This window comes from Microbulbifer taiwanensis, assembly GCF_014904815.1.
In the GTDB taxonomy this organism is placed as follows: domain Bacteria; phylum Pseudomonadota; class Gammaproteobacteria; order Pseudomonadales; family Cellvibrionaceae; genus Microbulbifer; species Microbulbifer taiwanensis.
The window spans coordinates 1-25511 of sequence record NZ_JACZFR010000023.1; the positions used below are offsets into that span (position 1 = coordinate 1).

17 protein-coding genes are annotated in these 25511 nt (G+C 63.1%); 6 read left to right on the forward strand and 11 right to left on the reverse strand.

Features of this window, described 5'->3' with window-relative positions; translation table 11 throughout:
- Positions 1-109: 109 nt before the first annotated feature.
- The 7 genes from IG627_RS07700 to IG627_RS07730 form a co-directional block, all read right to left on the reverse strand.
- Positions 110-2803, reverse strand: a complete 2694-nt coding sequence (locus IG627_RS07700) for a nitrate reductase (RefSeq protein ID WP_193191777.1) — start codon at positions 2801-2803, stop codon at positions 110-112.
- A gap of 2 nt (positions 2804-2805) precedes the next feature.
- The gene (nirD, locus tag IG627_RS07705; protein WP_193191778.1) at positions 2806-3180 is read right to left on the reverse strand and encodes a nitrite reductase small subunit NirD; all 375 of its coding nucleotides are present in this window, start codon (positions 3178-3180) and stop codon (positions 2806-2808) included.
- Positions 3181-3332: 152 nt separating this feature from the next.
- Positions 3333-5885: a nitrite reductase large subunit NirB gene (gene nirB / locus IG627_RS07710; RefSeq protein ID WP_193191779.1), complete on the reverse strand. Its 2553-nt coding sequence runs from the start codon at positions 5883-5885 to the stop codon at positions 3333-3335.
- Positions 5886-6275: 390 nt separating this feature from the next.
- Complete coding sequence (locus IG627_RS07715; protein WP_226864831.1) at positions 6276-7970, reverse strand: bifunctional protein-serine/threonine kinase/phosphatase; 1695 nt, start codon at positions 7968-7970, stop codon at positions 6276-6278.
- 55 nt (positions 7971-8025) lie between these two features.
- Positions 8026-9489: a NarK family nitrate/nitrite MFS transporter gene (locus tag IG627_RS07720; protein ID WP_193191781.1), complete on the reverse strand. Its 1464-nt coding sequence runs from the start codon at positions 9487-9489 to the stop codon at positions 8026-8028.
- 164 nt (positions 9490-9653) lie between these two features.
- Positions 9654-10721: a CmpA/NrtA family ABC transporter substrate-binding protein gene (locus IG627_RS07725; RefSeq protein ID WP_193191782.1), complete on the reverse strand. Its 1068-nt coding sequence runs from the start codon at positions 10719-10721 to the stop codon at positions 9654-9656.
- Positions 10722-10793: 72 nt separating this feature from the next.
- Positions 10794-11378 carry an ANTAR domain-containing response regulator gene (locus IG627_RS07730; protein ID WP_226864832.1) on the reverse strand — a complete coding sequence of 195 codons (585 nt, stop codon included), beginning with the start codon at positions 11376-11378 and terminating at the stop codon, positions 10794-10796.
- 335 nt (positions 11379-11713) lie between these two features.
- Here IG627_RS07730 and mobA point away from each other — a divergent pair, with 335 nt between their 5' ends.
- The 3 genes from mobA (at position 11714) to IG627_RS07745 (ending at position 15397) form a co-directional block, all read left to right on the forward strand.
- On the forward strand, positions 11714-12313 hold the full coding sequence (gene mobA, locus IG627_RS07735; protein WP_193191783.1) for a molybdenum cofactor guanylyltransferase: 600 nt from the start codon (positions 11714-11716) through the stop codon (positions 12311-12313).
- 272 nt (positions 12314-12585) lie between these two features.
- A complete protein-coding gene (locus IG627_RS07740; RefSeq protein ID WP_193191784.1) occupies positions 12586-13941 on the forward strand; it encodes an 8-oxoguanine deaminase in 1356 nt (451 codons plus the stop codon).
- Positions 13942-14011: 70 nt separating this feature from the next.
- Positions 14012-15397, forward strand: a complete 1386-nt coding sequence (locus IG627_RS07745) for a uracil-xanthine permease family protein (RefSeq protein WP_193191785.1) — start codon at positions 14012-14014, stop codon at positions 15395-15397.
- Between the two features lie 333 nt (positions 15398-15730).
- Here the strand turns inward: IG627_RS07745 and xdhC are convergent, their stop codons facing one another.
- Genes xdhC through xdhA form a run of 3 tightly spaced genes read right to left on the reverse strand, consistent with a single transcriptional unit; the run spans position 15731 to position 20509 of the window.
- The gene (gene xdhC / locus IG627_RS07750) at positions 15731-16603 is read right to left on the reverse strand and encodes a xanthine dehydrogenase accessory protein XdhC (protein WP_193191786.1); all 873 of its coding nucleotides are present in this window, start codon (positions 16601-16603) and stop codon (positions 15731-15733) included.
- Positions 16597-19002, reverse strand: a complete 2406-nt coding sequence (gene xdhB, locus IG627_RS07755) for a xanthine dehydrogenase molybdopterin binding subunit (RefSeq protein WP_193191787.1) — start codon at positions 19000-19002, stop codon at positions 16597-16599. The genes xdhC and xdhB overlap by 7 nt, the downstream gene beginning before the upstream one ends.
- Entirely contained in the window at positions 18995-20509 is a 1515-nt protein-coding gene (gene xdhA, locus IG627_RS07760; protein WP_193191788.1) for a xanthine dehydrogenase small subunit, read from the reverse strand. The genes xdhB and xdhA overlap by 8 nt, the downstream gene beginning before the upstream one ends.
- Before the next feature lie 361 nt (positions 20510-20870).
- On the opposite strand from xdhA, the gene IG627_RS07765 reads away from it, so the two are divergent.
- Together IG627_RS07765 and guaD are read left to right on the forward strand one after the other, a co-directional pair.
- Positions 20871-21608 (forward strand): TetR/AcrR family transcriptional regulator, encoded by a 738-nt coding sequence (locus IG627_RS07765; RefSeq protein ID WP_193191789.1) that lies wholly within the window; start codon positions 20871-20873, stop codon positions 21606-21608.
- 313 nt (positions 21609-21921) lie between these two features.
- Complete coding sequence (gene guaD / locus IG627_RS07770; RefSeq protein ID WP_193191790.1) at positions 21922-23223, forward strand: guanine deaminase; 1302 nt, start codon at positions 21922-21924, stop codon at positions 23221-23223.
- Here the strand turns inward: guaD and IG627_RS07775 are convergent.
- A complete protein-coding gene (locus IG627_RS07775) occupies positions 23220-23786 on the reverse strand; it encodes a DUF2239 family protein (RefSeq protein WP_193191791.1) in 567 nt (188 codons plus the stop codon). The two genes, guaD and IG627_RS07775, sit on opposite strands and share 4 nt — an antisense overlap.
- 334 nt (positions 23787-24120) lie before the next feature.
- On the opposite strand from IG627_RS07775, the gene IG627_RS07780 reads away from it, so the two are divergent.
- On the forward strand, positions 24121-25467 hold the full coding sequence (locus IG627_RS07780; protein ID WP_193191827.1) for an NCS2 family permease: 1347 nt from the start codon (positions 24121-24123) through the stop codon (positions 25465-25467).
- Positions 25468-25511: the final 44 nt, after the last annotated feature.

Here is a 25511-nt window from a genome sequence, read left to right on the forward strand (position 1 = left end):
GGCCGGAATCCAGGTGCCACCGAACTGGATACCGGCCTTCGCCGGTATGACGAGACAATAAAAGCTTGTTTTGCAACAGAGTATCTACAGGGGAGCTGTAAAATTGCAGTCAGGCGACGTTTTCCCCAAGTGTCCAATCAATGGCTGTGTTCGCACGCAAGATCGATGCGATCTCCGGCTTGCAGGAACCGCAATTGGTGCCGCAGCCGAGCAGCTCGCCCAGTGCCTCCACTGAAGCGGTGCCCCCCGCTATGGCTTCCTCTATCTGTTGCCGCGACACCTGCTTGCAGCTGCACACCATCTGTGCGCCCGGGGCGATATTTTGCAGCAGTTGCGCCGGTGCCGGCGGCAGTGGTTGCTGTAGGTGCTGCTCCAGGACGCGCCTGTCGGGCAGTGTGCGCCAGTCGCCGCCGCTAAAGATCAGCAACTTCACCCGCTGCGTATGCGCCAGCCAGCGCTGCCCCTGTAACAATTGCAATTGCTGCCAGCACAGTGTCGGGCCGCTATTCGCAAACAGCTCCCCGCCGAGAGCGCGACCATCCAGCGATTCGCGCAGCGCCAGCTCGTAGCGATAGCCACCTTCACAGGGCACGCGGTACCAGTGCACCAGTTTTCTCTCCTGGCGGGCCAGCCACTGTTGCATGGGAGCGGCGGTCTCTTCGTGACATAGCAGCGTCGCGTAGCTGTGTACCGGCAGCGGGGACAGCTGCACTGGCAGCTGCTTGAATTCCGGCTGACCCGAGTGGGGATCCGTGGCCGGCCCGGCCAGCGCACTGACGCGGGCGTCCTGTGCCAGGGTTTCGCTCCAGTGAATCGGCGCGAACAGCTCGCCGGGTTTCTGCGCAGCGGAGACGAGGGCGCGGCCACACATCCTGCCGCGCGGGCTGCGCAGTTCCAATAGCTGGCCGTCGCCGATGTGGTAGTGTCTGGCGTCGCCGGGGTTGATCTGTATCTCTGGCATCTCGCTGTGGTCGAGCAGATTGCGCGCGCGGCCGGTGCGGGTCATGGTGTGCCACTGGTCGCGCAGGCGGCCGCTGTTCAGCCAAAGGGGGAATTCGTCGCTGCGACTCTGCTCCGGTGTACGCGGCTGCACCGAAATAAAGCGCGCGCGACCAGTCGCTGTGAAGAATTTGTGCTCGGTAAACAGGCGTTCCGTGCCGGTCGGGTTTCTCTCGTTCACCGGCCACTGTACGGGCTGCAAACCGTCGTACTGGCGCAGGCTGATTTCCGCCAGTGCGGAGATATCGAAGGCGCGGCTGCCGTCGTTCTCGAATCCCGACAGGGCCGCGTGCTCACGGAAAATCTCCACCGGGTGGGCGTAGTCAAATTGATCACCATGGCCGAGGCGCGCGGCCAGGTCGCAGATAATCTGCCAGTCGTGGCGCGCCTCTCCGGGGGGCGTCAGAAAAGCGCGTTGCCGGGAAATGCGTCTCTCGGAGTTGGTCACGGTGCCGTTCTTCTCACCCCAGGTGGTCGCCGGCAGCAGAAGGTCGGCGCAGCGCGCAGTATCCGTATCGGCCACGCAATCGGACACCACCACCAACGGACATTTCTGTAACGCGGACGCCACCCTTGCAGCATCCGGCATACTGACTGCCGGGTTGGTCGCCATAATCCAGATCGCTTTTATCTTCCCGCGCTCGACCGCCTCGAACAGATCCACCGCCTTGAGCCCGGGCTTTTGCGCGACCGAATCCGCCCGCCAGAAGCGCCCGACCCGGTCGATATCTCCCGCGTTGAAATTCATATGGGCGGCGAGCATGTTCGCCAAGCCGCCCACTTCGCGCCCGCCCATCGCGTTGGGCTGGCCGGTGATGGAAAAGGGCCCGGCCCCCGGCCGACCTATTCTGCCGGTGGCCAGGTGGCAGTTGATGATCGCGTTGTTCTTGTCGGTGCCGCTGCTGGATTGGTTGATGCCCTGGGAATAGAAGCTGACAGTCTTCTCCGTCTGCGCAAACAGCCGGAAAAATTCCAATAATTGCTGTTCGGCAATGCCGCAGGCCGCGGCGGTTTTGGCCAGTGACCAGTCCCGCGCTATATCGATTGCCTCGTCGAAACCCTCGGTGTGCAGGTCTATGAATTGGCGATCCAGCCTGTCTCGCTCCACCAGGAAATTGAGCAGGCCGTTGAAGAGTGCGGCATCGCTGCCGGGCGTAATTGCCAGGTGTAGGTCCGCCATTTCACTGGTGGCGCTGGCGCGGGGATCTATTACCACCAGCCTTGTGCTGGCCGCCTGCATGCGCTGGAACAGGATCGGGTGGGTCCAGGCGGCATTGGAGCCGACCAGCACCACCAGGTCTGCAACTTCCAGGTCCTCGTAGCAACAGGGCACCGCGTCGGCGCCGAGAGCGCGCTTGTAGGCGGCCACCGCCGACGACATGCACAGGCGCGAGTTGGTATCCACGTTGCCGCTGCCAATAAAGCCCTTCATCAGCTTGTTGGCGACATAGTAATCCTCGGTGAGCAGCTGCCCGGACAGATAAAAAGCCACCGAATCCGGACCGTGCTCGGCGATGGTGCGGGCAAACTGGCGGGCCATAAAATCCATGGCGCTGTCCCAATCGTGCTCGCGACCGTGCAACCGGGGCTGCAGCAGTCGTCCGCGCTCACCGAGGGTCTCCGCCAGCGCCGAACCCTTGACGCACAGGCGGCCGAAATTGGCCGGGTGCTGTTCGTCGCCGCTGACCGCTACGGTTTCTCCACCTCCCCGGCGCTTGACGGTCGCGGACACGCCGCAGCCGACGCCGCAATAGGGGCAGGTGGTGCAGGACCTGTGCGCGCGAAAATGCTCCGTCAACGACATTTTCAGCCTTCGTCAATCGCGATACACACGGTGTCGCCATCGAGGGCGACCGGGTAGCTGGCCAGTTGCACCGCCTCGTCCTCGATACAGGCGCCGTCGCCCAGGCGGAAGTGGTGCTTGTACAGCGGTGACGACACCGTCAGCTCGCCGTCTATCTCCGCCACAATACCGCGGGCGATAACGCCGGCGCCGGCGACGGGGTCCCAGTTGTCCAGGGCGTAGAGCTGCGGCTCGGCGCCGGGAATAAAAAACAGGGCGATGCTCTTGCTTGCGCCAGAGGCACCGCCCACAAGAGCACACACTCCGGAATCGGCAACCAGATCTGATCGCTGGCAGATCGGCTGCCACTGGGTGTGGGTTATGGCAACTTGGGTCATGGCTTGTTCCTAAGTAAGCAACGAAATTATTGGTTCGTCATGCCGGCGCAGGCCGGCCTCCAGCAGGCACTTCGAATCTCTGGATTCCGGCCTGCGCCGGAATGACGATGTGCGTTATGCGAAGGTGCTGGTGTCGCACCCGCTTCAAAAAATCAGGCCGGCTCGGCGATTTTGACGATTTCCTCGTTCCGCGCCGGACGCGGCTGGCCGCGCTCCTCGACGAAAACGATCTTCTCGTCCGGCTCATCCGTGTTGACGAACTGGCGGAAGCGCTTGACCATTTCCGGGTCGTTGATCGCCGTCTTCCACTCGCACTGGTAGGTGCCGACCACATTGGCCATCTGCGCCTCCAGCTCGTCACAGATGCCCAGCTTGTCGTCGACGATGACCTCGCGCAGGTAGTCGAGACCACCCTCCAGGTTTTCCAGCCACACCGAGGTGCGCTGCAGCTTGTCCGCGGTGCGCACGTAGAACATCAGGAAGCGGTCGATAGTTTTGACCAGCGTCTCGTCGTCGATATCGGTGGCGAATAGATCCGCGTGGCGTGGGCGCATGCCACCGTTGCCGCACACAAACAGGTTCCAACCCTTCTCGGTGGCAATCACGCCCACGTCCTTGCTCTGCGCCTCGGCGCACTCGCGGGTGCAGCCGGACACCGCCATTTTTATCTTGTGCGGCGAGCGCAGTCCCTTGTAGCGGTTCTCGATATCCAGTGCCATCTTGACGCTGTCCTGTACACCGAAGCGGCACCAGGTGCTGCCGACACAGGACTTCACCGTGCGCAGGGACTTGCCATAGGCGTGACCCGTCTCGAAGCCGGCATCGATCAGCTCACCCCATATCAGGGGCAGCTGCTCCAGCCGTGCACCGAATAGATCCACCCGCTGGCCGCCGGTGATCTTGGTGTAGAGGTTATATTTCTTCGCCACCTGGCCGAGTACGATCAGCTTGTCCGGCGATATCTCACCGCCGGGTACCCGCGGCACTACCGAATAGGTGCCGTTTTTCTGCATATTGGCCATAAAGGTGTCGTTGGTATCCTGCAACCCTACGTGCGGCTTCTTGAGGATATGCTCGTTCCACAGGGAGGCGAAAATCGAGGCCGCTGTCGGCTTGCAGATCTCACAGCCGCGGCCGCTGCCGTGCTTCTGTAGCAGCGCATCGAATGTTTTTATCTCCTCCACCTGCACTATGTGAAACAGCTCCTGGCGGGTGAAAGGGAAGTGAGTGCAGAGATGGTTGTTTACCTCCACACCCAGGGCCGCCAGCTCCTCGTCGACCACATTTTTCAGTAGTGCCGCGCAGCCGCCACAGCCGGTGGAGGCCTTGGTCGCGTCTTTTACATCGGCGAGGGAACAGCAGCCGCCGGCCACGGCATCGACGATCTGCCCCTTGCTGACGTTGTGGCAGGAACAGATGGTCGCGGTGGCGGGCAGGGCGCCGGCGCCCAGGGCCGGCGCGGCGCCATCGGCGGCGGGCAGAATCAACTGTTCCGGGTGTTCCGGCAGGTCGATGTCGTTCAGGTGGTATTGCAGCAGCTGATCGTAATCGTCCGTATCGCCCACCAGCACGGCACCCAGCAATTTCTTCCCTTCTGCATCGGTGATCATGCGCTTGTAGACGCCGCTCTGCTCGTCGACAAAGGTGATGGCCGCGGCGCCCTCTGCGCGACCGTGGGCATCACCGATCGATCCCACCTGCACGCCGAGCAGTTTCAGCTTGGTACTCATATCGGCGCCGGTGAAAACTTCACTCGTCTCGCCGCACAGCTGCGCCAGCGCGGTGCGCGCCATGGTGTAGCCGGGGGCCACCAGGCCGTAGACAAAATTGTTGTAGAGGGCACACTCGCCGATAGCGAAGATATACTCGTCGGAGGTGCGACAGGACTCGTCGACGGCGATACCACCGCGCTCGCCCAATTGCAGTCCGGCGGATTTGGCCAGCTTGTCTTCCGGGCGGATACCGGCGGAGAAGACGATCAGGTCGGTCAACAATTCACGCTCACCTTTACTCTCTCCTTGAAAGCGCATGCGCAGGCGGCCGTCCACCTCCTCGATGAGTTCGGTGGCGGTGCTGGTGTGCACGGTAACGCCCAGGTCCTCGATCTTGTTTTTCAGCAGCTCGGAACCGCCGCCGTCCAGCTGTACCGACATCAGGCCCGGGGCGAATTCCACCACATGGGCCTCCAGCCCCAGCTCCTTCAGCGCGTTGGCCGCTTCCAGGCCCAGCAGGCCGCCACCCACGACGACGCCCACAGTGCCGCCTTCACTGGCCGCGCGGATCGCATCCAGGTCTTCGATGGTGCGGTAGACGAAACATTTTTCGTGTTCGTGGCCGGGAATCGGCGGCACGAAGGGGTAGGAGCCGGTGGCGAGCACCAGGCGGTCGTAGTTCTTGACAGTGCCGCTGGCGGAGGTGACGGTTTTCTTGTCCCGGTCGATCTCCACCGCTGTGTCGTTCAGCAACAGCTCGAAGCCCCAGTCCCGGTACTGCTCGACCTTGCCCATAGCTAGGTCGTCAATGGTGCGGCCGGCGAAATACTCGGACAGGTGCACGCGGTCATAGGCGGGTCTGGGTTCGGCGCAGAAAACGGTCACGTCGAACAGTTCTTTTTCCGGCCGTGCGGCCAGCTGCTCGAGGAAGTGGTGGCCCACCATGCCGTTGCCGATAACGATGAGTTTTTGCTTAACCCTCGGTTCAATCATCTGAGTTCCTGCCATTTTTTCTGAATTTTTCGGCAGGGGAGGGGAGCGCGGTGGAGTGGCACGGGCGCCGCCTCTTCTCTGCCGAAGAGTCCGGGCGCCGTTGCCTCGTTAGGGGGATAAATTGTGTTGGTAGTTATTGTTATTCAAGGATTGTGCCAATACGAAATCCGTGTTTATTGCGGAATTTTGGCGGTCGATACTGACTCGGTTGCAATAAATTGGTGCGTCGGCGATTCGGCTGCCCCTCGATGGTGCCCGCCATTTCGCCCCGTAGAAGCGGCCCATGGCCGCGATCGGCATCTGGTGTTGCCCGTGAGTCTGATCGCGGCCATTAATTTAGTGTCAACGGGCCCTGGGAGATATTTGCGTAACGGAATTTGCGTAACGGAGTTACAGAAGGTGGAGGAGATGCGACAGCAGCAACAGCAGCGCAACCAGCTGCCAGAACAACAGCGGGTTGCGCTCCAGCAGCGGTTTTTCCCGCTCGCGGGTGAACTGCGGGTTCGGTGTCTGCAGGTCGTGCACGAATTCCGATAGTGCCGGGTAGCGGTTGCGCGGATCCGGCGCGCAGGCCCGGCGCAGGGCGCCATCTATCCACTCGGGAATATCCTCGCGGTGTTGCCGCGCACTGATGTACTGCATACCGGCATAGCTTTTCAGCTGGTAGTGGCGGAAGCCCGCACGCTCGCGGTAGGGGTAGCGACCGGTGAGCAGCTCGTAGGTGATGACGCCGAGTGAGAAGATGTCCGAGCGGTGGCTGGGCGCGTCGTCGAAGAAGTACTCCGGCGCGGCGTAGTTCTTGCTGCCTGGCGGGGCCTCTTCACCTGGATAGCCGCCCAGCTGCAGCTGTTCGCGCAGGCCGCTGCCATCGGCGCCGCCCAGGTCGATCAGTTTCAGGCGGCCGTCTTTCGCCACCATGATGTTTTCCGGCTTCAGGTCGCCGTGCACTATCTCCATCCGTTGCAGCCGGCGCAGGGCGCTGACCAGCTGGCTGATCAGTTCCCGCACCTGCTCCACCCCCGGGGCGGGATTCAATTGCATCCACTGGCGCAGGTTCTGGCCGTCGATATATTCCAGCACATGGTAGAGAAACTGCCGCCTGGCCCTGGGGGGAAATATTTTGACGATACCCGGGTGATCCAGGCGGCGGCCGGTCCACTCCTCGGCGACGAAGCGCTCGATATAGGCGGGGTCGTCGGCGAAATTGATCGATGGCGTCTTGATCGCGCGCAGCGCGTCGCTGTCGATATCCCGCGCCAGGTACAGCTGGCTGCGGGGGCTGGCGTGCAGCTCCTGCAGAATCAGGTAGTCATCGACTTTATCGCCCGGTCTCAGGTCCGGCGGGAAAGGCAGCTGGCGGTTGCGGTCCAGCAGTTCGTTGCCGCTCGGCCGCACGCGGTGGATGCGGCACACGGCCGCGCTCAGGTTGTCGCCGGAGCCGCCGGCCAGGGCTGCGTCGACCAGCGCCTGGGCGGCGGCCTCGCCGCTTTCCTGCAGTATTTCGGCGACGGTTTCCGACGGGAGAAAATCGTGCACGCCGTCGCTGCTGAGCAGGTAGATATCGCCGGCCCGCAGTTCCTCGCGGCGATAGTCCACATCCACATGGGCGTCCATGCCCAGGGCGCGACTGAGGAAGGTGCGGCCGGGGCCGAGGGCGCGGCTGTGATCGCGGGTCAGGCATTCCAGCTTTCCGCCGCGCAGGCGGTAGATGCGCGAGTCGCCGATATGGATCAGGTGAGCGCTGGCGCCCTTGAAAACAACGGCGGAAAAGGTGGTGAGCCATCCTTGGGCGATTTCGTCGCCGGCGCCCTGGCGATAGAGCCAGCTGTTCAGCGAGTGCAACACCCGCGCGGCGGCCTGCTTTACCGGCCAGGTCTCCGGGGTGCTGTAGTAGTCGGACAGGAAACCGCTGATGGCCGCGCGCGCGGCCTCGCCGCCGGCTTCGGCGCTGGCGACGCCGTCGGCCAGCGCGGCCAGGGCGCCGTGGGGGCGCAGTTCGGTCGCGGCCGGGGTGCAGGCGGCACAGGCGTCGTCATTGTATTGGCGGCGGCCGGCGCTGCAGGCACTGGAGAACTCCAGGGTCATTGTTTCCTCTCCCCCGCGAACGGGAGAGGGGAGTTTTTCTTCCCGAGTCCCGTTTTTAAGCAACATCGATCAGTGTCACGCTGCCATCCGGCGCTACCTCTGCCATATGTCCGCGCGGTTCTTCCAATAGCAGGGTGGCGGCGAAACCGAGCAAAGCGGTGGCGGCGATGACCAGGAAGAAGACCTGGTAGGACACCAGGCTCAGTACGGTGAGATAGAAGAGGCCGCCCACATTGCCGTAGGCACCCACCATGCCGGCGATCTGCCCGGTGAGGCTGCGCTTGATCAGGGGCACCATGGCGAACACCGCGCCGGTGCCGGCGTGCACGAACAGGGCGCAGAGCATGATGGCGCATACCGCCAGGTAGAGGGGCCAGGAGGCGTCGATGGTGCTAAGGCAAAAATAACCCAGGACCAGCCCCAGGGTTACCACGAGCAGGGTGGGTTTGCGCCCCCAGCGGTCGCTGATCAGGCCGCCGATGGGGCGCATGGCCAGGGTAACCACGGCGAAGGTGCCGGCGAGCAGGCCGGCTTCCACCGGATCCAGGTCAAAGGTTTCGGAGAAGAACAGCGGCAGCATGGATACCACCGCCAGCTCGGAGCCGAAGGCGATGAAATACAGCAGGTCGAGCACCGCCACCTGCTTGAATTTATAGCGGTGAATCGGCGCCGGCGGATTGCTGAATACCTCGCGATTGATGCTGAAGGTCTTCATGGCGTCGAGCGCGTAGAGCAGGGCCAGTGCGCAGTAGATCACCGCGGCCCAGAATCCGGTAATCATGCCGACGCCGCTGGACAGTTTCCAGGTCAGCAGTGCCAGGGCCGCGTACATGGGAATTTTCATCAACAGCAGCAGGACGAAGTCGCCGGGGCTGGTGACTGCCATGGCACCGCTCTTTTTCGGCTTGAAGTAGGTGGAGCCTTTGGGGGTGTCGGTAACCGAGGCGTAGTAGATAAAGCTGTAAATGAGTGCGATGGCACCGGTCAGGCCCACGGCCCAGCGCCAGCCATCGTCGCCGCCGAACAGCAACGCCAAGGTGGGCAGGGTAATGGCTGCGGCGGCGGAGCCGAAGTTGCCGAAGCCGCCGTAGATACCTTCGGCGAGACCCAGCTGGCGCGCGGGGAACCATTCGGACACCATGCGGATACCGATCACGAAGCCGGCACCGATAAAACCGAGCAGGAAACGGCCCAGGGCCAGTTGCACGAAGCTGTCGGCGAGGGCGAAGATAAAGCAGGGCACGCTGCCCGCCGCCAGCAGCAGCGAGTAGGTCAGGCGCGGGCCGTATTTGTCGGTGAGCATGCCGATCACGATGCGCGCGGGAATGGTCAGGGCCACGTTCAGGATCAGCAGCGTCTTCACCTGGTCGGGGGTGAGCGACAGGCTTTCGGATATTGCCATCAGTAGCGGTGCGTGATTGAACCAGGCCACGAAGGTAATGAAGAAAGCCAGCCAGGTGAGGTGAAGTATTCTGGTGTTCCCGCGGAAGGAAAACAGGTTCAGGGTATCGCTGGACATGCGCATTTCCTTAATCGTCATCGTTTTATCGCGGGCACAAAAAAAGCCCACGGGTGCGGTTTTTCCGCTGCCGGTGGACTTCGTTGTCCGTGTATCGGTTTGTCGTAGGATGGGCATGCTGCGCTTTGCCCATCCTACAGATTACGTATTCAATTTTTGTGCCATCATTTTTTCTTGTGCAGGAAGTCGACTGTCTGCTGGTACAGCTCCGGGCGGAAGGCGTTTTCCTCCCCGTCGGTGACCGGGGAGAAGTCGCGGCAGAGTTCCAACAGTTGCGTGGCTTTTTTCTTCGTCGGGCGACCAGAATCGTTTTCGAGTTGGGCGAACAGGTGCCAGCCGGGATTGGCAGCCGTTTCGGTATTGCCGTGGCGGAAGGGCTGCTCGCCCAGCGAAGGGGCCAGTATTTCCTCCGGTAAATCCAGGTACTGCCCACGAGCCAGTAGCGCTGTCGCATCGCGGCGCCGGTCGCGCTCCGACAGCCAGTCGCAGGCCTGCAGCAGCGCCGCGCGCAACGCCAGGTGGGCGGCGGGGTGGGCACGGTGCCAGCTCTCGGTCACCGCCAGTACCTTTTCCGGCATCGCCGGCAGCAGGCTGTTGCAGGGGGTGGCGATGGTGCCGATACCCCTGTGTGCAGCCAGTGTGTTCCAGGGTTCACCCACGCAATAGCCGTCTATATCGTCGCGCTGCAGGCTGTCGACCATCTGCTCCGGCGGCAGTACCACTAATTGCAGGTCCCGGTTCGGATCTATGCCCGCCGCGCGCAGCCAGTGACGCAGTTGCAGTGTGTGGCTGGAAAAGGGATAGACGGTGGCGAACCTGAGCAGTGCCTCGCCGCCGGGACGGTTTTGGATATAGGTTGCCAGGGCACGGCCGACCCCGGCGCCGTCGCAGTCCGCTGCCGGCAGTATCAATTTGCGATACAGGGAGGCGGAGAGCGTAATTGCATTGCCGTTACAACTCAGTATCAGGCCACTCAGCAGTTGCTCGCCGCACTGGGGCAGCGCCTGCGCCAGGGTCAGCGGCATGGGCGCGAGCATGGCGGCGGCGTCGGCGGCACCGCCGATCAGCTTGTCGCGCAGCGTGGCCCAGGAAGTCTCGCGCTGCAGTTGCACTTTGAGGCCGTAGCGATCGAAGAAACCCATTTCCTGCGCAATGATCAGCGGTGCGCTATCGGTCAGACGCAGGTATAGCAGTTTGATATGGCTTTTTTCCGGGCGCAGCTGTATCGGCATACTGGACTCAAGTTTTATGGCTGAAGGCTCAAATTGTTTGGAGCTGAAGGTTCAGTTTTTGGAGCTGAAGGCTCAATTTCCGGGCTGAAAATAGTGAATTATCTGTTCCGCCACTGCGCGCATGGTGGCATTGCTGCTCATGGCCAGGTTGCGCAGTGTCTTGTGCGCCGCGTCTTCGCTGAGGTTTTTCTTCGCCATCAGCAAGCCCTTGGCTCTCTCAATGGCTTTGCGCTCATCCAGCTGCTTCTGGGTGCGCTCGAGGGATTGGCGCAGCTGCTGGTAGCTGCGGAACTGCGCCATGGCGATTTCTATTGCAGGCTGGACCCGCTCGGCGGATATCCCCTCGGCCATATAGGCGCTCACCCCCGACTCCACGGCGCGGGCGATAAACTCCGCATTGCCGCGCGCGGAAAATACGGCCACCGGCGTGGGGGCCTGGCGGTTGATAATCGCCAGGCTCTCGAGAATATCGCGGTCCGGCGACTCGATATCGATCAGTACGATATCCGGCTTGTGCCTCTCCACCTGGTACAGCAGCCCCTCGGCACTGCTGAGCTGCGCCAGCAGGCGATAACCGGCCGCGCGCAGCTGCTCGCACACCATCTGTGCGCGCTCCGCCTGGTCATCGACCAGCATGATGCCGAGGGACTTGTTCATCGTTTCTGTCGTTGTCTTCTGTAATCTACAGACTAAAAAGCCCGGCCCACCAGTCAGTGCAGCCGGGCTTCTTTGCCATTGCCCAATGAACAATCAAGACTTGTGCCAAATACGCCACGACCGCGATTGACAGGGATTTTCAATGCCCGTCATTTTTTGCATTCGTTGCGATTGCACATCGGTGGTGCGGGGAGGGTAAGGTCGGCCTGATTTTGGTGCGTGTGACTGGCGATACTGGTGCGGCAGCAGGGCGCGGACTCTATGGCACGGTGTTTGCGTTGTGTTATTGGTGACGGCACAGCGCGGTAGATTGGCAGTGAGAGCGAAAAAAGATAATGACCGATAAAGTGATGCGCATCTGTCCGCTACTGCTGGCCGGCGGCCACTCGAGTCGCATGGGACGCGACAAGGCGCAGGTGGAGATCTCGGGCGGGCAGACACTGCTGGCGCGCGCGGAAAAACTGTTGCGTGACCTGCCGTCGCGGGCGGGCCTGCAATTTATGTCGCCGCGTATCAGTGGTGACAGGCCCGGCGGTATTCGCGATCTGGTGCCCGGTCGGGGCCCGCTGGGGGGACTCCACTCTGTGGTGGAATATCTGTACGAAAACAACATCGCCTGCGATGCGCTGCTGGCGATTCCGGTGGACATGCCCAATCTGCAGCGGCAGCAGTTGCAAAGTCTCTGTGCCGCGGGTCACTCCGGTGGCGACAGCGCGCTCTGTTTCGGCCACTGCTACCTGCCCCTGTGGTTGCGCCTGGACAATCACAGTCGCACTTACCTGCGCGCCTGTGTCGGAGGCGTGGAAGATTCCTCCGTCGGCGCCATGCTGCGCGCCCTGAATGGGCGCCAGCTGGAAATGCCGCCGGGGGACTGGCATCACAATCTCAACTGCCCTCAAGCGCTATACCGTTACCATCAGTCCCTCTGCCGCTGAGCCTCGCAAGGCGCTGTTCTCTCATCCTTATCTCTCTTTTCTGTGTATCGTATTTGTATACGAGATAGTGTCCCTTCTCTCCTGAATTCGCTGCAGGCGATTCTTTCTGGCGTATAAAAACTCTATTAGGTGGATATGTGTGCCACTTGTTTGTCACTCGCTTGACAGTTGACGCATCAGTCTTCAAATTCGGTATACATAAAAGTACACAATAATGATTGCTACGGTGGCGCTGAAATTGTTGCGCGGTCGTCGCGGCCGAGGAGAGAAACATGGCAGAAGAAAACCGTACCCTGTGGATTCGCGACCCGCTGGACTGCGCCGACAGGGGCGCGGCCGGTGGTGTCGTCGTGGACGGGACGCGCATCCTGGAGAAAGTACCTGCGGGGGGTAGGCCCAGCCGGCCGCCGCAGGAGATCATTGACGCCTCCAGCCATGTGCTGCTGCCCGGCCTGGTCAACACCCACCACCACTTCTACCAGACACTGACCCGCGCCTACTCCCCCGCCCTGAACAAGGAACTCTTCCCCTGGCTGACCACCCTCTACGACGTCTGGGCGCACCTGGACGAGGAACAGCTGGCGCTGGCCAGCGAACTGGCCATGGTCGAGCTGCTGATGTCCGGCTGCACCACCGTCGCCGATCACCACTATGTCTTCTCCGGCGCCTTGGAGGGCGCCATAGACCGCCAGGTGGAAACGGCCCAGCGCCTGGGCGTGCGCGCGGCGCTGACCCGCGGCTCCATGAGTGTGGGGCGCGACGAGGGGGGGCTGCCGCCGCAGTCGGTGGTGCAGGACGAACAGACCATCGTCGACGACAGCCAGCGCCTGATCCGGCGCTACCACCAGCGCGGCGACGGCGCCATGGTGACCATTGCCCTGGCCCCCTGTTCCCCCTTTTCTGTGAGCCGCGAGCTGATGCGCGAGAGCGCGCATCTGGCCCAGGCCGAGGATGTGCGCCTGCACACCCACCTGGCCGAGACGGAGGATGAAACTGCCTACTGCCAGGAACTGTTCGGTATGCGCCCGCTGGATTACCTGGAGGACAGTGGCTGGCTGTCAAACCGCACCTGGCTGGCCCACGGCATCCACTTCAACGACGACGAAATAGCGCGCCTGGGCCGCGCCGGCACTGGCATCGCCCACTGCCCCTCCTCCAACATGGTGCTGGGCTCCGGCCTGTGCCGCACCCTGGAGCTGGAGGCCGCCGGCGCACCGGTGGGCCTGGCGGTGGACGGCTCCGCCTCCGCCGATCACTCCAACCTGGCCGAGGAAATGCGCCAGGCGATGCTGCTAGGGCGCCTGCGTTACAGCCCCAGCCAGGTGACCCACGAGGCAGTAATCCGCTGGGCTACACAGGGCTCGGCCCGCTGCCTGGGGCGTGAGGATATCGGCGGCCTGGAGCCGGGCCAGCAGGCCGACCTGGCGCTGTTCAAACTCGATGAACTGCGCTTCTCCGGGGCCGAGAATCCCCTCGCCGCTCTGCTGCTCTGCGGTGCCAGCCGCGCCGATCGCGTCATGGTGGCGGGTCGCTGGCGGGTGACCGACGGACTGCCCTGCGATCTCGATCTGGACCAGCTCATGGCCCGCCACGACAGCGCCGCCCGGCGCCTCAGAAACGCCCTGTAACCGAGCGATGCGCCGGTAGCGGCGTCGCTCTCCTCACCTTGAAATAAAGATAAAAATTGGGAGAGCCCTGATGTCTACAACTCCTTCCGCAAGTTCCGCCGCGGTCGTCCCTGACAGTCGCGATGTCAATGCCATACCGCCGCTGCGGCGCGCGGTGCCACTGGGTATCCAGCATGTGCTGGCGATGTTCGTGGCCAATGTCACGGTGCCGATTGTCATCGCCGGTGCCGCCGGCCTGTCGGCGGAGCAGACCGCCTTTATGGTGCAGGCGGCCATGTTCGTCGCCGGCGTCGCCACCCTGCTGCAGTCCTTAGGGGTGGGCAGGGTCGGGGCGCGGCTGCCGATTGTCATGGGGACCAGCTTCGGCTTCGTGCCGGTGCTGATTCCCATCGCCGTGGGCATGGGGGTGCCGGCAGCGCTGGGTGCCGGCCTCTGCGGCGGTATCGCCATGGCCCTGGTGGGCTTCTTCCTGCCCTGGCTGCGGGCGCTCTTCCCGCCGGTGGTGACTGGCACCTTCGTGATCATGCTGGGCATACTGCTGATGCCGGTGGGCTTCGCCTATGTTGGCGGCGGCTTCGGCGCCGAGGACTTCGGGGCAAGTCAGCACCTGGCCCTGGCAGCACTGGTGTTTTTCGTGACCGTCGGCCTGCACCAGTTTGGCCGCGGCGTCTGGTCCGAGGCGGCGCCGCTACTGGGCCTGCTGAGCGGATACGGGGTGGCCATGGCTTTCGGCCTGGTGGACTTCTCTGCGGTGGGCTCCGCCGCCTGGTTTTCACTGCCGGTGCCCTTTGCCATAGGTATCGAGTTCCACCTGGCCGCGGTGGTGCCGGTGGTGCTGCTGGCGCTGGTCACCTGCGCCGAGTCCATCGGCGATATTGTCGGCACCACCGCCGGCGGCTTGAACCGCGAGCCCACCAAAAAAGAACTGTCCGGCGGCGTGATGGCCGACGGCATTTCCAGTATCTTCGCCGCGGTGTTCAACGCCTTCCCGCAGATCAGCTTCAGCCAGAATGTGGGTATGGTGGCGCTGACCGGTGTGGTCAGCCGCTATGTGGTGGCCATCGGTGGTGTCTTTTTAGCGCTGGCGGGCCTGCTGCCCAAGTTGGGAGCGGTGATCACCAGTATCCCCAGCGGCGTGCTCGGCGGCGCCGTGCTGATCATGTTCGCGATGATCGGCAGCGCCGGCGTGCAGATGCTGAGCCAGGTGAATTTCAACAAGCGCAATATGATGATCATCGGCGTGCCGCTGGCGGTGGCCGTGGGCCTGCCGGTGCACAAGGGCCTCTACGCCGGCCTGTCGGAAAACCTGCAGGCGATCATAGAGTCGGGCCTGATTCCGGCGGCGCTGTGCGCGATAGTGCTGAACCTGGTGTTGCCCGGGCGCGACAGCATGGCCGGCGAGGTGGAAGAAGAGGGTGGCGAGGCCCTGGACACCGCGCGCACGGCAGGGGCCTGATGGGAAATGGAATGAAAGAAGGCTGGACGGACTACTCCGGGCTGGGCGAGTCGGGCCTCTAGTAACAGTTAGGACTTGTCTCCCCGGTAGGAGCCTGCTTGCCGGCGGACGGCTTCCGCGGTTTTCCCCTTTTCCCTGCCAGCCGGCTCCCACACGGAGGGCCCCTGAAGCTGGTTCATAACGTAGCGTCCGCGCAGTAGTTATGAAGTTGCTTGCGGCCAAACCACTAGGACCAGCATTTCGGGAGCGCTTGCACGCGTCCCTGCAGCTCCGCCGGCATCCCTGCTCGGCAGCCCCGAAATGCTGGACCTGGTGGCTCGGCCCAGAAAAACTTCAGCAGCTGGCCGCCTCCGCCTTCTCGCTGGTGTCGCTGCCGTTCAGCGCCTTGAGATCGCGCCAGGACAGGCCGCGGCGGGCAGGTTTTTCGGTATTGTCTGCGGCGGCCAGGGACAGCAGTTCCGCGCTGATCGACACCGCCACTTCCATCGGCCGTTTGCCGGGTACATCGCTCCTGCCCACCGGGCAGCGGATGCGGTCGATTGTCTCAGCGGAAAAGCCGCGGTGCTCCAGGCGCTGGCGGAAGCGCCCGGCCTTGGTGTCGGAGCCGATCAGGCCGATGCTGGCGGCGCTGTCCGCCTTCAGCAGTGCCTGGCACAACTCGAAATCCAGCGCGTGGTTGTGGGTCAGTATCAGTGCGTGGGCGCCGGCACAGAGTTCCCCGGCGTCGCCGGCCGGGTCGTCGGTGTGGTGTACCCGCACATTGCCGGGGATTTCCGCCGGGAAGGTCTCCGCGCGGGAGTCCACCCAGGTCACCCGCCAGGGCAGCTGGCCGAGGATCGCCATCAGCGCCTGGGCCACGTGGCCGGCGCCGAAGACCACCAAGTGGTTTTCCGACCCCGGCTGCGCCTCCAGCAGCACCGCGACGGATCCGCCGCAGCACTGGCCGAGGCTGGCGCCGAGGGGGAAGTGGGCCAGCTGGTAGCGGTAGTCCCTTGCCGCCAGCTGCTCCCGGGCCTTGGCGATCACCCGGTACTCCAGGTGACCGCCACCGATGGTGTCGTAGGTCTGCTCGCCGGTGATCACCATCTTGGTGGCCGGCTCCCGCGGCACAGAGCCGGTGACGCCGAGCACCGTAACCAGCACATAGGGCTGGCCGCGATTCTCACATTCGGCCACCGCCTGGTGCCAGTTCAGCTTCTTCAGCATACCGGCTCCCCGGTGGCCGGCGCCCCGGCGGCCGCGGTGTCTTTTTCCTTCACCCACTGGCGCGTGGCGGTGACTGCATTCAGCACCCGCTCTGGCGTGGCCGGGGTATCCAGGGGTGGCGAATAGCGGTAGTCGGCGATGCTGGCCACGGCGTCGCGCAGGGCCGACCACACCGACATACCCAGCATAAAGGGCGGTTCGCCCACGGCTTTTGAGCGGAACACCGTCGCCTCGCGGTTGGGGCTGTCCTTCAACAGCTGCACGTTGAACACCGGCGGTGCGTCGGACACCGCCGGTATCTTGTAGGTGGCGGGGCCATTGGAGAGCAGGCGGCCGTCGTCGTTGAACACCAGCTCCTCGGTGGTTAGCCAGCCCATACCCTGCACGAAGCCGCCCTCTATCTGGCCGATATCGATGGCCGGATTCAGTGAGTCGCCCACGTCGTGGAGTATATCCACGCGGGTGCAGCGGTATTCGCCGGTCAATGTGTCCAGCACTACTTCAGCGCAGGCGGCGCCGTTGGCGTAGTAGTAGAAGGGGCGGCCCTTGCCGGTAGCGCGGTCGTAGTGGATCTTCGGCGTGCTGTAGAAGCCGGATGAAGATAGCGAGATGCGCGCCATATAGGCGCTCTGTACGAACTCGGCCCAGTCGACGGACTTGTCGCCGGCGATGACCTGGTTGTCGGCGAAGCGGACCTCGTCAGTGGAGACGCCATAGGTCTCGGCGGCGAATTCGACGAGACGCGCCTTGATCTTCTCACAGGCGTCCAGCGCCGCCATGCCGTTCAGGTCGGAGCCGGAGGAGGCGGCGGTGGGGGAGGTGTTGGGCACCTTGTCGGTGCGGGTGGAGGACACCTTGATCTTGTCCAGGTCCACCTGGAAGGCGGAGGCCACCACCTGCGCGACCTTGATATAGAGGCCCTGGCCCATCTCGGTGCCGCCGTGGTTGATCAGTATGCTGCCGTCGGTATAGATATGTACCAGGGCGCCGGCCTGGTTCAGGTGCTGGGCGGTAAAGGAGATACCGAACTTCACCGGCGTCAGCGCCAGGCCGCGCTTCAGCACCGGGTTGTCGCGGTTGAATTCGGCAATCTCCACGCGACGATTCCTATAGTCGGAGCTGGCTTCCAGCTGTTCGATCAGGTCCGCCAGCACATGCTGCTCCACCACCTGGCCGTAGTGGGTGGTGTCGCGGCCGGGGCGGTAGAGATTGCGCTTGCGCAGGTCCAGCGGATCGAGACCGCGGTGGCGGGCGATATCGTCCATGGCGCACTCGATCACCATCATGCCCTGGGGGCCGCCGAAACCGCGGTAGGCGGTGTTGGAGACGGTGTGGGTCTTGCAGCGGTGGCCGGTGACGCGGGCGTCGCCGAGGCTGTAGGCGTTGTCGGAGTGGAACATGGCTCGGTCGACGATGGCGTCGGACAGGTCCGGCGAGAAGCCGCAGCGGCCGGCCACCATGATGTCGGCGCCCTGCAGTATGCCGTCGTCGTCAAAGGCGATGTCGTAGGTAGTGAAGAAATCGTGGCGCTTGCCGGTCTGCACCATATCGTCCTGGCGCGCCATGCGGTACTTGATCGCGCGGCCGGTGTGGCGGGCGAGCAGGGCGGCGATACAGGCCAGTGGCGCCGCCTGGGTCTCCTTGCCGCCGAAGCCGCCACCCATGCGTCGCACTTCCACCTGCACTTCGTGGATCGGCAGGTCCAGCACTTCCGCCACCAGTTTCTGCACTTCGGTGGGGTGCTGGCTGGAGGTGTGCACATGGACGCCGGCATCCTCTGTCGGCTCTACCAGGCAGGCCTGGCCCTCCAGGTAGAAGTGTTCCTGGCCGCCCACGTACAGCTGGCCCTGCAGTCGGTGCGGGGCTTCCTTCAGTACCTTATCCGGTTCGCCGCTCAACTGCTGGTGCATCGGGCGTACGAAACTCTGTGCTTCCAGTGCCTGCTCGGCGGTGAGGAATTTTTCCAGCGGCTCGTATTCGACCTTGGCCAGGCGCGCTGCCTGGCGTGCGGCGCGGTGGCTGGTGGCGGCCACGGCGAAAAGCGGCTGGCCGATATGCTCGACGATATCGTCCGCGAGCACCGGGTCGCCGGGAAATACCGGGCCTATATCGGTGTGGCCAGGCACGTCTTTGACCGTCAGCACCGCCACTACGCCGGGATAGGTGCGCACGGCGGAGAGGTCCATGGATTTGATGCGTGCGTGGGCCTGGGCACTCTGGCCCACGGCCGCGTGCAACATGCCGTCCGGTTCCGGCAGGTCGTCGATATAGCGGGCCTGGCCGCGCACATGCTTCCAGGCACTGTCGTGTTCGGCGCGGCTGCCGACCAGGCCGCGAGCGCCCGCGGCGGGCTTAGCGCCTGCGACGGATTGAGGGTTGGTATCGATCAGTTTACGCATAGTCGGTCACCATCAGCGGCTGCTTCTTGTCCTTGTGAGTGGATTCCAGCAGGGCGCGGCGCAGCAGGTTGCCGGCCACCTGCATGCGGTAGGCACTGGAGCCGCGCACATCGGACATGGGGGTGAACTCGCCCTCGAGGGCGGTCACCGCGGCCTCGACGGAGGAGATATCCCAGGTCTGGCCGCGCAGCGCCGCCTCTGCGGCGGGGCCGCGCTTGGGGATGGCCGCCATGCCGCCGAAGGCCAGGCGGCAGTCCGCCACCCGCTCGCCGTCGCTTTTGATCCAGAAGGCGCCGAGCACCGCGGAGATGTCGTCGTCCAGGCGCTTGGAGATCTTGTACAGGTACAGCTGCTCGTCGGCCTTGGGCTCGGGTATCCAGACGCCGCGGATAAATTCGTTGGGGCGCAGGTCGGTTTTCTTGTAGTCGTGGAAGAATTCCTCGAGGGGCATGCGGCGTATGCCGTCGACGCTGTCCAGTTCCACTTCGGCGCCCAGGGCGATCAGCGCCGGCGGCATATCGCCGATGGGGGAGGCGTTGCCGATATTGCCGCCGATGGTGCCGCGGTTGCGGATCTGGCGTGAACCGAGGCGCTCGATCATGGCGTGGAACTGGGGCCAGCGACGGCTGAGCAGCGGTTCCGCCTCGCGATAGCTGACTGCGGCACCGATATAGAGGCCGTCTTTGTCCTCGCGGATCTCATGTAGCTTGTCCACGTTGGCCACCGAGATCAGGTGATCCAGATCCTTCAGGAATTGGGTGATTTCCAGCGACAGGTCGGTGCCGCCGGCCACCAGGCGCGCCTGTGGGTACTGATCGCGCAGTTGGCGCAGGGCCTGGATATTGGTCGGGGCGTCGTAGCGGCGGCCTTCGCTGTCTTCCAGCCCTGCGGCGCGCTCCTGGATCTGCCCCAGTGTCGCCAGCATTTCGGATGCCTGTAACCAGGCGGGACCAGAGAGGTCGATTTCATCACCTTTGGCCTGCTGTTCCGTGCCCTGTGCCGGCTCCCAGGTCTGCGCCGCGGCGCGGCGACCCGCCTCGATAATGGGCCGGTAACCGGTACAGCGGCACAGGTTGCCGGACAGCGCCTCCAGCAGCGCCTTGTCGTCGGCACTGGCGCCGGTGGCGGCGCTCTCGGTGTGCAGCGCAAACAGGGACATGATGATGCCCGGCGTGCAGAAGCCACACTGGGCGCCGTGGCACTCGACCATTTCCTTCTGCACCGGGTGCGGTTGTTCCTGCTGCAGGCCATCCACGGTCACCAGGTGTCTGCCGTGCAGGCTGCCCAGCGGGGCTATGCAGGCGTTGACGCTGTCGTAGCGCAATGCGCCGCCGCGACCCGCATCGGGTGAGCCTATGGCCACGGTGCATGCGCCGCAGTCGCCGGAGGCACAGCCCTCCTTGGTGCCGGTGAGTCGCGCATCGGTGCGCAGCCATTCCAGAATGCTGAGATTGGGATCGGCGCTGTGCAGCTGCCGGTGCCGACCGTTCAAATAAAATTCGATCACGGAGTTCCCCACTGTTTTTATTCTCGCGCCGCCCGTCCCGCGTCCACTGCTGAATCATCGGTTTCAGGCGACTGAGCCCTCGTCAAACCCCGCTTTGGCGCGCCGATTCCGCTGTGCGGATGCCGCTGTCAAGGTCGGGGTGAGTGTTGTTTTACACTTTCCTGACCATTTGGACAAGTTTTTATGGTTGCATAATCGATTATTTTCATGGATTTATTCTGCAGTTCAGTCAGAAAGCTGATCGCCTGGTCGGTTTTCCTGGGGGCTGAGAGGTGGCGTTTTTTTGCCTGTGGCGGGCACTTGGGATACTGTCGGCTTATTGATCGCTTTTTCACTCGTCACTCAGCAGTTGTCCAAGGCAATGACCAACCGATTAGAAGCAGACACCACCAAGATCACCGAGGCGCTGGCCCCCGGTAAGAGCCGCAGGAACCGCCCCGGGCGGATTCGGGAGCGCAATCGCGACTGCATACTGGCGGCGGCGGAGCGGGAGTTCGCCCTGCACGGTTTTCGCGGCACCACCATCCAGGGCATCGCCGAGCGCGCGGAGTTGCCGAAATCCAATGTGCTCTACTACTTCAGCAACAAGAAGCGTATCTACTGCGCCCTCTTCGACTCGATCATGGAGCGCTGGAACGCCATGCTGTCGGAGATAGAGCCCGAGGATGATCCGGCCCTGACACTGGCGCGCTTTATCCACGCCAAGGTGGAGATGTCCCGCACCCACCCGCTGGCGTCGCGCCTGTTTGCGATGGAGGTGATCCAGGGCGCGCCCATCGTCAAGGATCACCTGCGCACCACCATGCGCGAGTGGGTGCGCGACCGCTCCGGGGTGATACAGCAGTGGATTGACGACGGCCGCATGGCAGCGGTGGACCCGGTGCAGCTGATACTGCTGATCTGGTCCTCCACCCAGCACTACGCCGATTTCCAGGCGCAGATACTGCTGATCGAGAACAAGGCCGAGTACACGCCGGAGGATTTCGATCACGCGGCCGATTTCCTGACCCAGGTGATATTGCGCGGTTGTGGATTGGAGGTGCCGAGTGCGGAGGCGATTGCCGAAGCGGCTGAGATTGCTGAAGTTCAGGCGGGGTGAGGCTCTAGAGCTGACACTTCGTGGTTCGTCAATGCGATGTGCTTGATGCGAAGATCCCGCTGTCGGGGACTTTGCTCAGTGGTAGCAGGGCCTCCACATCGTGTCTCGCAGGACTGTGAGACTCCAGGGGTTTGTACGCTATTTGGACTGCGTGAACTCCTAATTTCTTGACGATTTGGTCAGGTTTTTGTTGACGGGGCTTCCGGCTCTGGTTTAATTTTTTTTGGTTCTCCAGCTGGTCAATGCGGTATCCGACCGCTGGAGAAGCACCCTGTAACCAGAACAGAAACCAGAGAAGAATTCGGGAGTGATCATGTCCCAGCGCCGAGCCCATCGCGCCGCCATACTGCACACTGTCGCCGATCCCCGCGAGGTCGGGATCGAGGCCTGTTACCAATATTTTGAAGATGGCCTGCTGGTCGTCGAGGACGGCAAGGTCGTCCAGCTGGGCGATGCCGAAGAACTGTTACCGGCGCTCGGGGGCGACGTGGAAGTGGTGACGCACGGCGATGCGCTGATCACCCCGGGATTTATCGATACCCATATTCACTACCCTCAGGTGGGCATCATCGGCTCCTACGGCGAGCAGCTGCTGGAGTGGCTGGAGACTTACACCTTCCCCGGCGAGGCCCAGTTCGAGGATATCGATCACGCCCGCGCCCAGGCCAACCTGTTTATCAAAGAACTGCTGCGCAATGGCACCACCACGGCGCTGGTCTTCGGCAGTGTGCACAAGCAGTCGGTGGACGCCTTCTTCGAGCAGGCCCTGGAACTCAACCTGCGCATGATCGCCGGCAAGGTGCTGATGGACCGCAATGCGCCGGATTACCTGCGCGATACCCCGGAATCCGGCTACGCCGACAGCCGCGAGCTGATCGAGCGCTGGCACGGCAAAGGGAGGCTGCACTATGCGGTGACTCCGCGCTTCGCACCGACGAGTACTCCTGAACAGCTGGCCGCCGCCGGCAAGCTGTTCAATGAATACCCAGACCTGTACATGCACACCCACTTGTCCGAGAACAAGGCGGAAATCGAGTGGGTGAAAGAGCTGTTCCCGGAGCGGGACGGCTACCTGGATGTGTACGACCACCACGGCCTGATCGGTGCGCGTTCGGTCTTTGCCCACGGCGTGCACCTGTGCGACAGCGAGTGCGCGCGCCTGGGGGAGAGCGGCTCGGCAGTGGCATTTTGCCCCACTTCGAATCTGTTCCTGGGCAGCGGCCTGCTGGACCTGGAGAAACTGGAGGGGCACGGCGTGCGCGTCGGCCTGGGTACTGATGTGGGCGCCGGTACCAGCTTCTCGCAGCTGCAGAGCCTCAACGAGGCCTACAAGGTGCTGCAGCTGCAGGGGCAGAAACTGGATCCCTTCAAGGCGCTCTACCTGGCCACCCTCGGCAGTGCGCGCGCCCTCTACCTGGACGACAAGATCGGCAACCTGCAGCCCGGCAAGGACGCGGATTTCGTGGTGCTCGATTACTGTGCCACGCCATTGCTGGAGCACCGCACCGGCAGGGCGGACAGCCTGCGGGAGAAACTCTTTGCGTTGATGATTCTCGGCGATGACCGCGCGGTGAAGGAGACCTTCGCCGCGGGGGAGTCGCTGCACCGGCGCTAGTCTACAAAAGCCGCCGCGCTCAGCTTCTGCAGGTGGGCGCGCAGGCCCTTGGGCCAGGACTCGATGGTGGCTTCAAAAATCCTGCGCTCGCCGGCGCGCAGCGCCGCCTCGGCCTGTTCGAAGCCCGGCAGTTTTTTCGCCAGGGCCGACATGGAATTCTGGATGGCGTCGCAGGCTCGGCGCCGGCTTTCGGTCCTGCTCTGTTGCCGGCCCTCGGCCTCCTCGGCCAGCCTGCGCAGTGTAGTGCCCGCGCCGCCGGGCTGGCCGTCGAGCCAGGCCCACAGGTGCGCGGGCAGTGTGATCTCCCGGGCGCGACCCGTCTCTACGGGCGCAGCCGCACCACCACCCTGCCGCGCCGGCAGGCGCGCCAGAACCTCCTCCTCGCTGCCGCGGAAGTCGATTTCCACCAGCTGGCTGCTCTGGTCGCTATAGACCATGACCGAGGCCAGTTCCCGCTCCGACAGCTCGCGTTTCAATGACAGCGCCACATCCGCGATATGCCCCCTGGCCAGGCGCCGCTCGCCGTAAAATGCGCTGACATTGTGTTGATTCTGTTCGCTCATTGTTGTTATCCCCGGGTAATGTCTTGCTTTTTTTGGGTCGCCCGCCGGTAGTATCTGCCGGCCGTGCGAATCATTCTTGTACACAATAATCTGCTAAAAATCCGAATAAATTACTACCGATTTGCAAAATTGGCGCTAAATTCATCCTAATGGTGACTCTTTATTCGATCTATTACGAAAGTTTTGTTGCAATTCTTGTATACAAGGAGATAATCAACTCAGCTCCTGGTTCTTGACCTTTTGGTCAGGAGAAGCTGTAGAGAGGGGCCGAACCGCCACCTTCCCCGGGCGATGCACCCGGGTGATTGACAAAAATAACGATGAGGGATTGATTGTGGAATCCATCAACCAGCAGGATCAGCAGACACTGCGACAGTCACAGCAAACAGACTGGCTCGAGCGCTTGTTCAAGCTCAGCGAGCACAAGACCAACGTCCGGACCGAACTGGTCGCCGGGCTGACCACCTTTTTCACCATGGCCTACGTGATATTCGTCAATCCCAACGTCATGGCCCAGGCCGGGGTTGACCACGGTGCGGCCTTCGTCGCCACCTGTATCGGCGGCGCCATCGCCTGTTTCCTGATGGGGCTCTACGCCAACTGGCCGGTGGGCCTTGCCCCGGGCATGGGCCTCAACGCCTTCTTTACCTATACGGTGGTGGGCGAGATGGGTCACAGCTGGCAGGTGGCCCTGGGGGCGGTATTCATCTCCGGTATCCTGTTTACGATCATGAGCCTGTCGCGCATCCGCGAGTGGCTGTTGAACAGTATCCCCATGAGTCTGCGCTTCGCCATGGGCGCCGGTGTCGGCCTCTTCCTCGGCCTGATCGGCCTCAAGACCGCCGGTATCGTGATCGCCAGCCCCGCCACCCTGGTCACCCTGGGCAGCTTCGGCGAACCGGCCACACTGCTGGCCGCACTCTGCTTCCTGTTGATCGCGATACTCAGTCACCGCAACGTCTTCGGCGCGATCCTGTTCAGCATGCTCGCGGTCACCGCTATCGGCTGGGCCTTCGGCCTGGTGAGCTACAACGGCCTGGTATCCATGCCTCCGAGCCTGGCGCCCACCTGGATGGCGATGGATATCGCCGGCGCCCTGGAAGTCTCCATGGTGAGCGTGATCCTGGCCTTCCTGTTCGTGAATATGTTCGACACCGCCGGCACCCTGATGGGGGTGGCGCACCGCGCGCAGCTGGTGGACGAGAATGGCCGCATCAAAAATCTGTCCCAGGCCCTGAAGGCGGACAGCAGCTCCAGCGTGATCGGTTCCTTCGTCGGCTGCCCGCCGGTGACCAGCTATGTGGAGAGTGCTTCCGGCGTGGCCGCCGGTGGCCGCACCGGGTTGACCGCCGTCACCGTGGGTGCGCTCTTCCTGCTGGCAATGTTTTTCGCCCCACTGGCGGGCATGATTCCCGCCTACGCCACCGCCGGCGCGCTCATTTATGTGGCCATGCTGATGATGGCCGGTATGGCGCATATCGACTGGAAGGATCACACCGACACCATTCCGGCGATAGTCACCGTAGTGATGATGCCGCTCACCTTCTCCATCGCCAACGGTATTGCGCTGGGCTTCCTCACCTATGCGGCGCTGAAGCTGGCCACCGGCCAGAGCGAAAAGGTGTCCGTGAGCCTCTATGTGCTCTGCGCCATTTTTATTGCCAAGTTCGCTTTCCTCTAGAACCAGAATCCCAACCCAATGTGGAGTGCTCTCTCTTCTCTTTC

Bases quoted from the DNA above. Each gene is read 5' to 3' on its own strand.
- IG627_RS07715 (WP_226864831.1), bottom strand. From the start codon at position 7,970: ATGACCCTGGAGTTCTCCAGTGCCTGCAGCGCCGGCCGCCGCCAATAC.
- IG627_RS07745 (WP_193191785.1), top strand. From the start codon at position 14,012: ATGTCTACAACTCCTTCCGCAAGTTCCGCCGCGGTCGTCCCTGACAGT.
- IG627_RS07720 (WP_193191781.1), bottom strand. From the start codon at position 9,489: ATGTCCAGCGATACCCTGAACCTGTTTTCCTTCCGCGGGAACACCAGA.
- IG627_RS07765 (WP_193191789.1), top strand. From the start codon at position 20,871: ATGACCAACCGATTAGAAGCAGACACCACCAAGATCACCGAGGCGCTG.
- mobA (WP_193191783.1), top strand. From the start codon at position 11,714: ATGACCGATAAAGTGATGCGCATCTGTCCGCTACTGCTGGCCGGCGGC.
- IG627_RS07730 (WP_226864832.1), bottom strand. From the start codon at position 11,378: ATGAACAAGTCCCTCGGCATCATGCTGGTCGATGACCAGGCGGAGCGC.
- nirB (WP_193191779.1), bottom strand. From the start codon at position 5,885: ATGATTGAACCGAGGGTTAAGCAAAAACTCATCGTTATCGGCAACGGC.
- IG627_RS07740 (WP_193191784.1), top strand. From the start codon at position 12,586: ATGGCAGAAGAAAACCGTACCCTGTGGATTCGCGACCCGCTGGACTGC.
- IG627_RS07775 (WP_193191791.1), bottom strand. From the start codon at position 23,786: ATGAGCGAACAGAATCAACACAATGTCAGCGCATTTTACGGCGAGCGG.
- IG627_RS07725 (WP_193191782.1), bottom strand. From the start codon at position 10,721: ATGCCGATACAGCTGCGCCCGGAAAAAAGCCATATCAAACTGCTATAC.
- guaD (WP_193191790.1), top strand. From the start codon at position 21,922: ATGTCCCAGCGCCGAGCCCATCGCGCCGCCATACTGCACACTGTCGCC.
- xdhB (WP_193191787.1), bottom strand. From the start codon at position 19,002: ATGCGTAAACTGATCGATACCAACCCTCAATCCGTCGCAGGCGCTAAG.
- IG627_RS07700 (WP_193191777.1), bottom strand. From the start codon at position 2,803: ATGTCGTTGACGGAGCATTTTCGCGCGCACAGGTCCTGCACCACCTGC.
- nirD (WP_193191778.1), bottom strand. From the start codon at position 3,180: ATGACCCAAGTTGCCATAACCCACACCCAGTGGCAGCCGATCTGCCAG.
- xdhC (WP_193191786.1), bottom strand. From the start codon at position 16,603: ATGCTGAAGAAGCTGAACTGGCACCAGGCGGTGGCCGAATGTGAGAAT.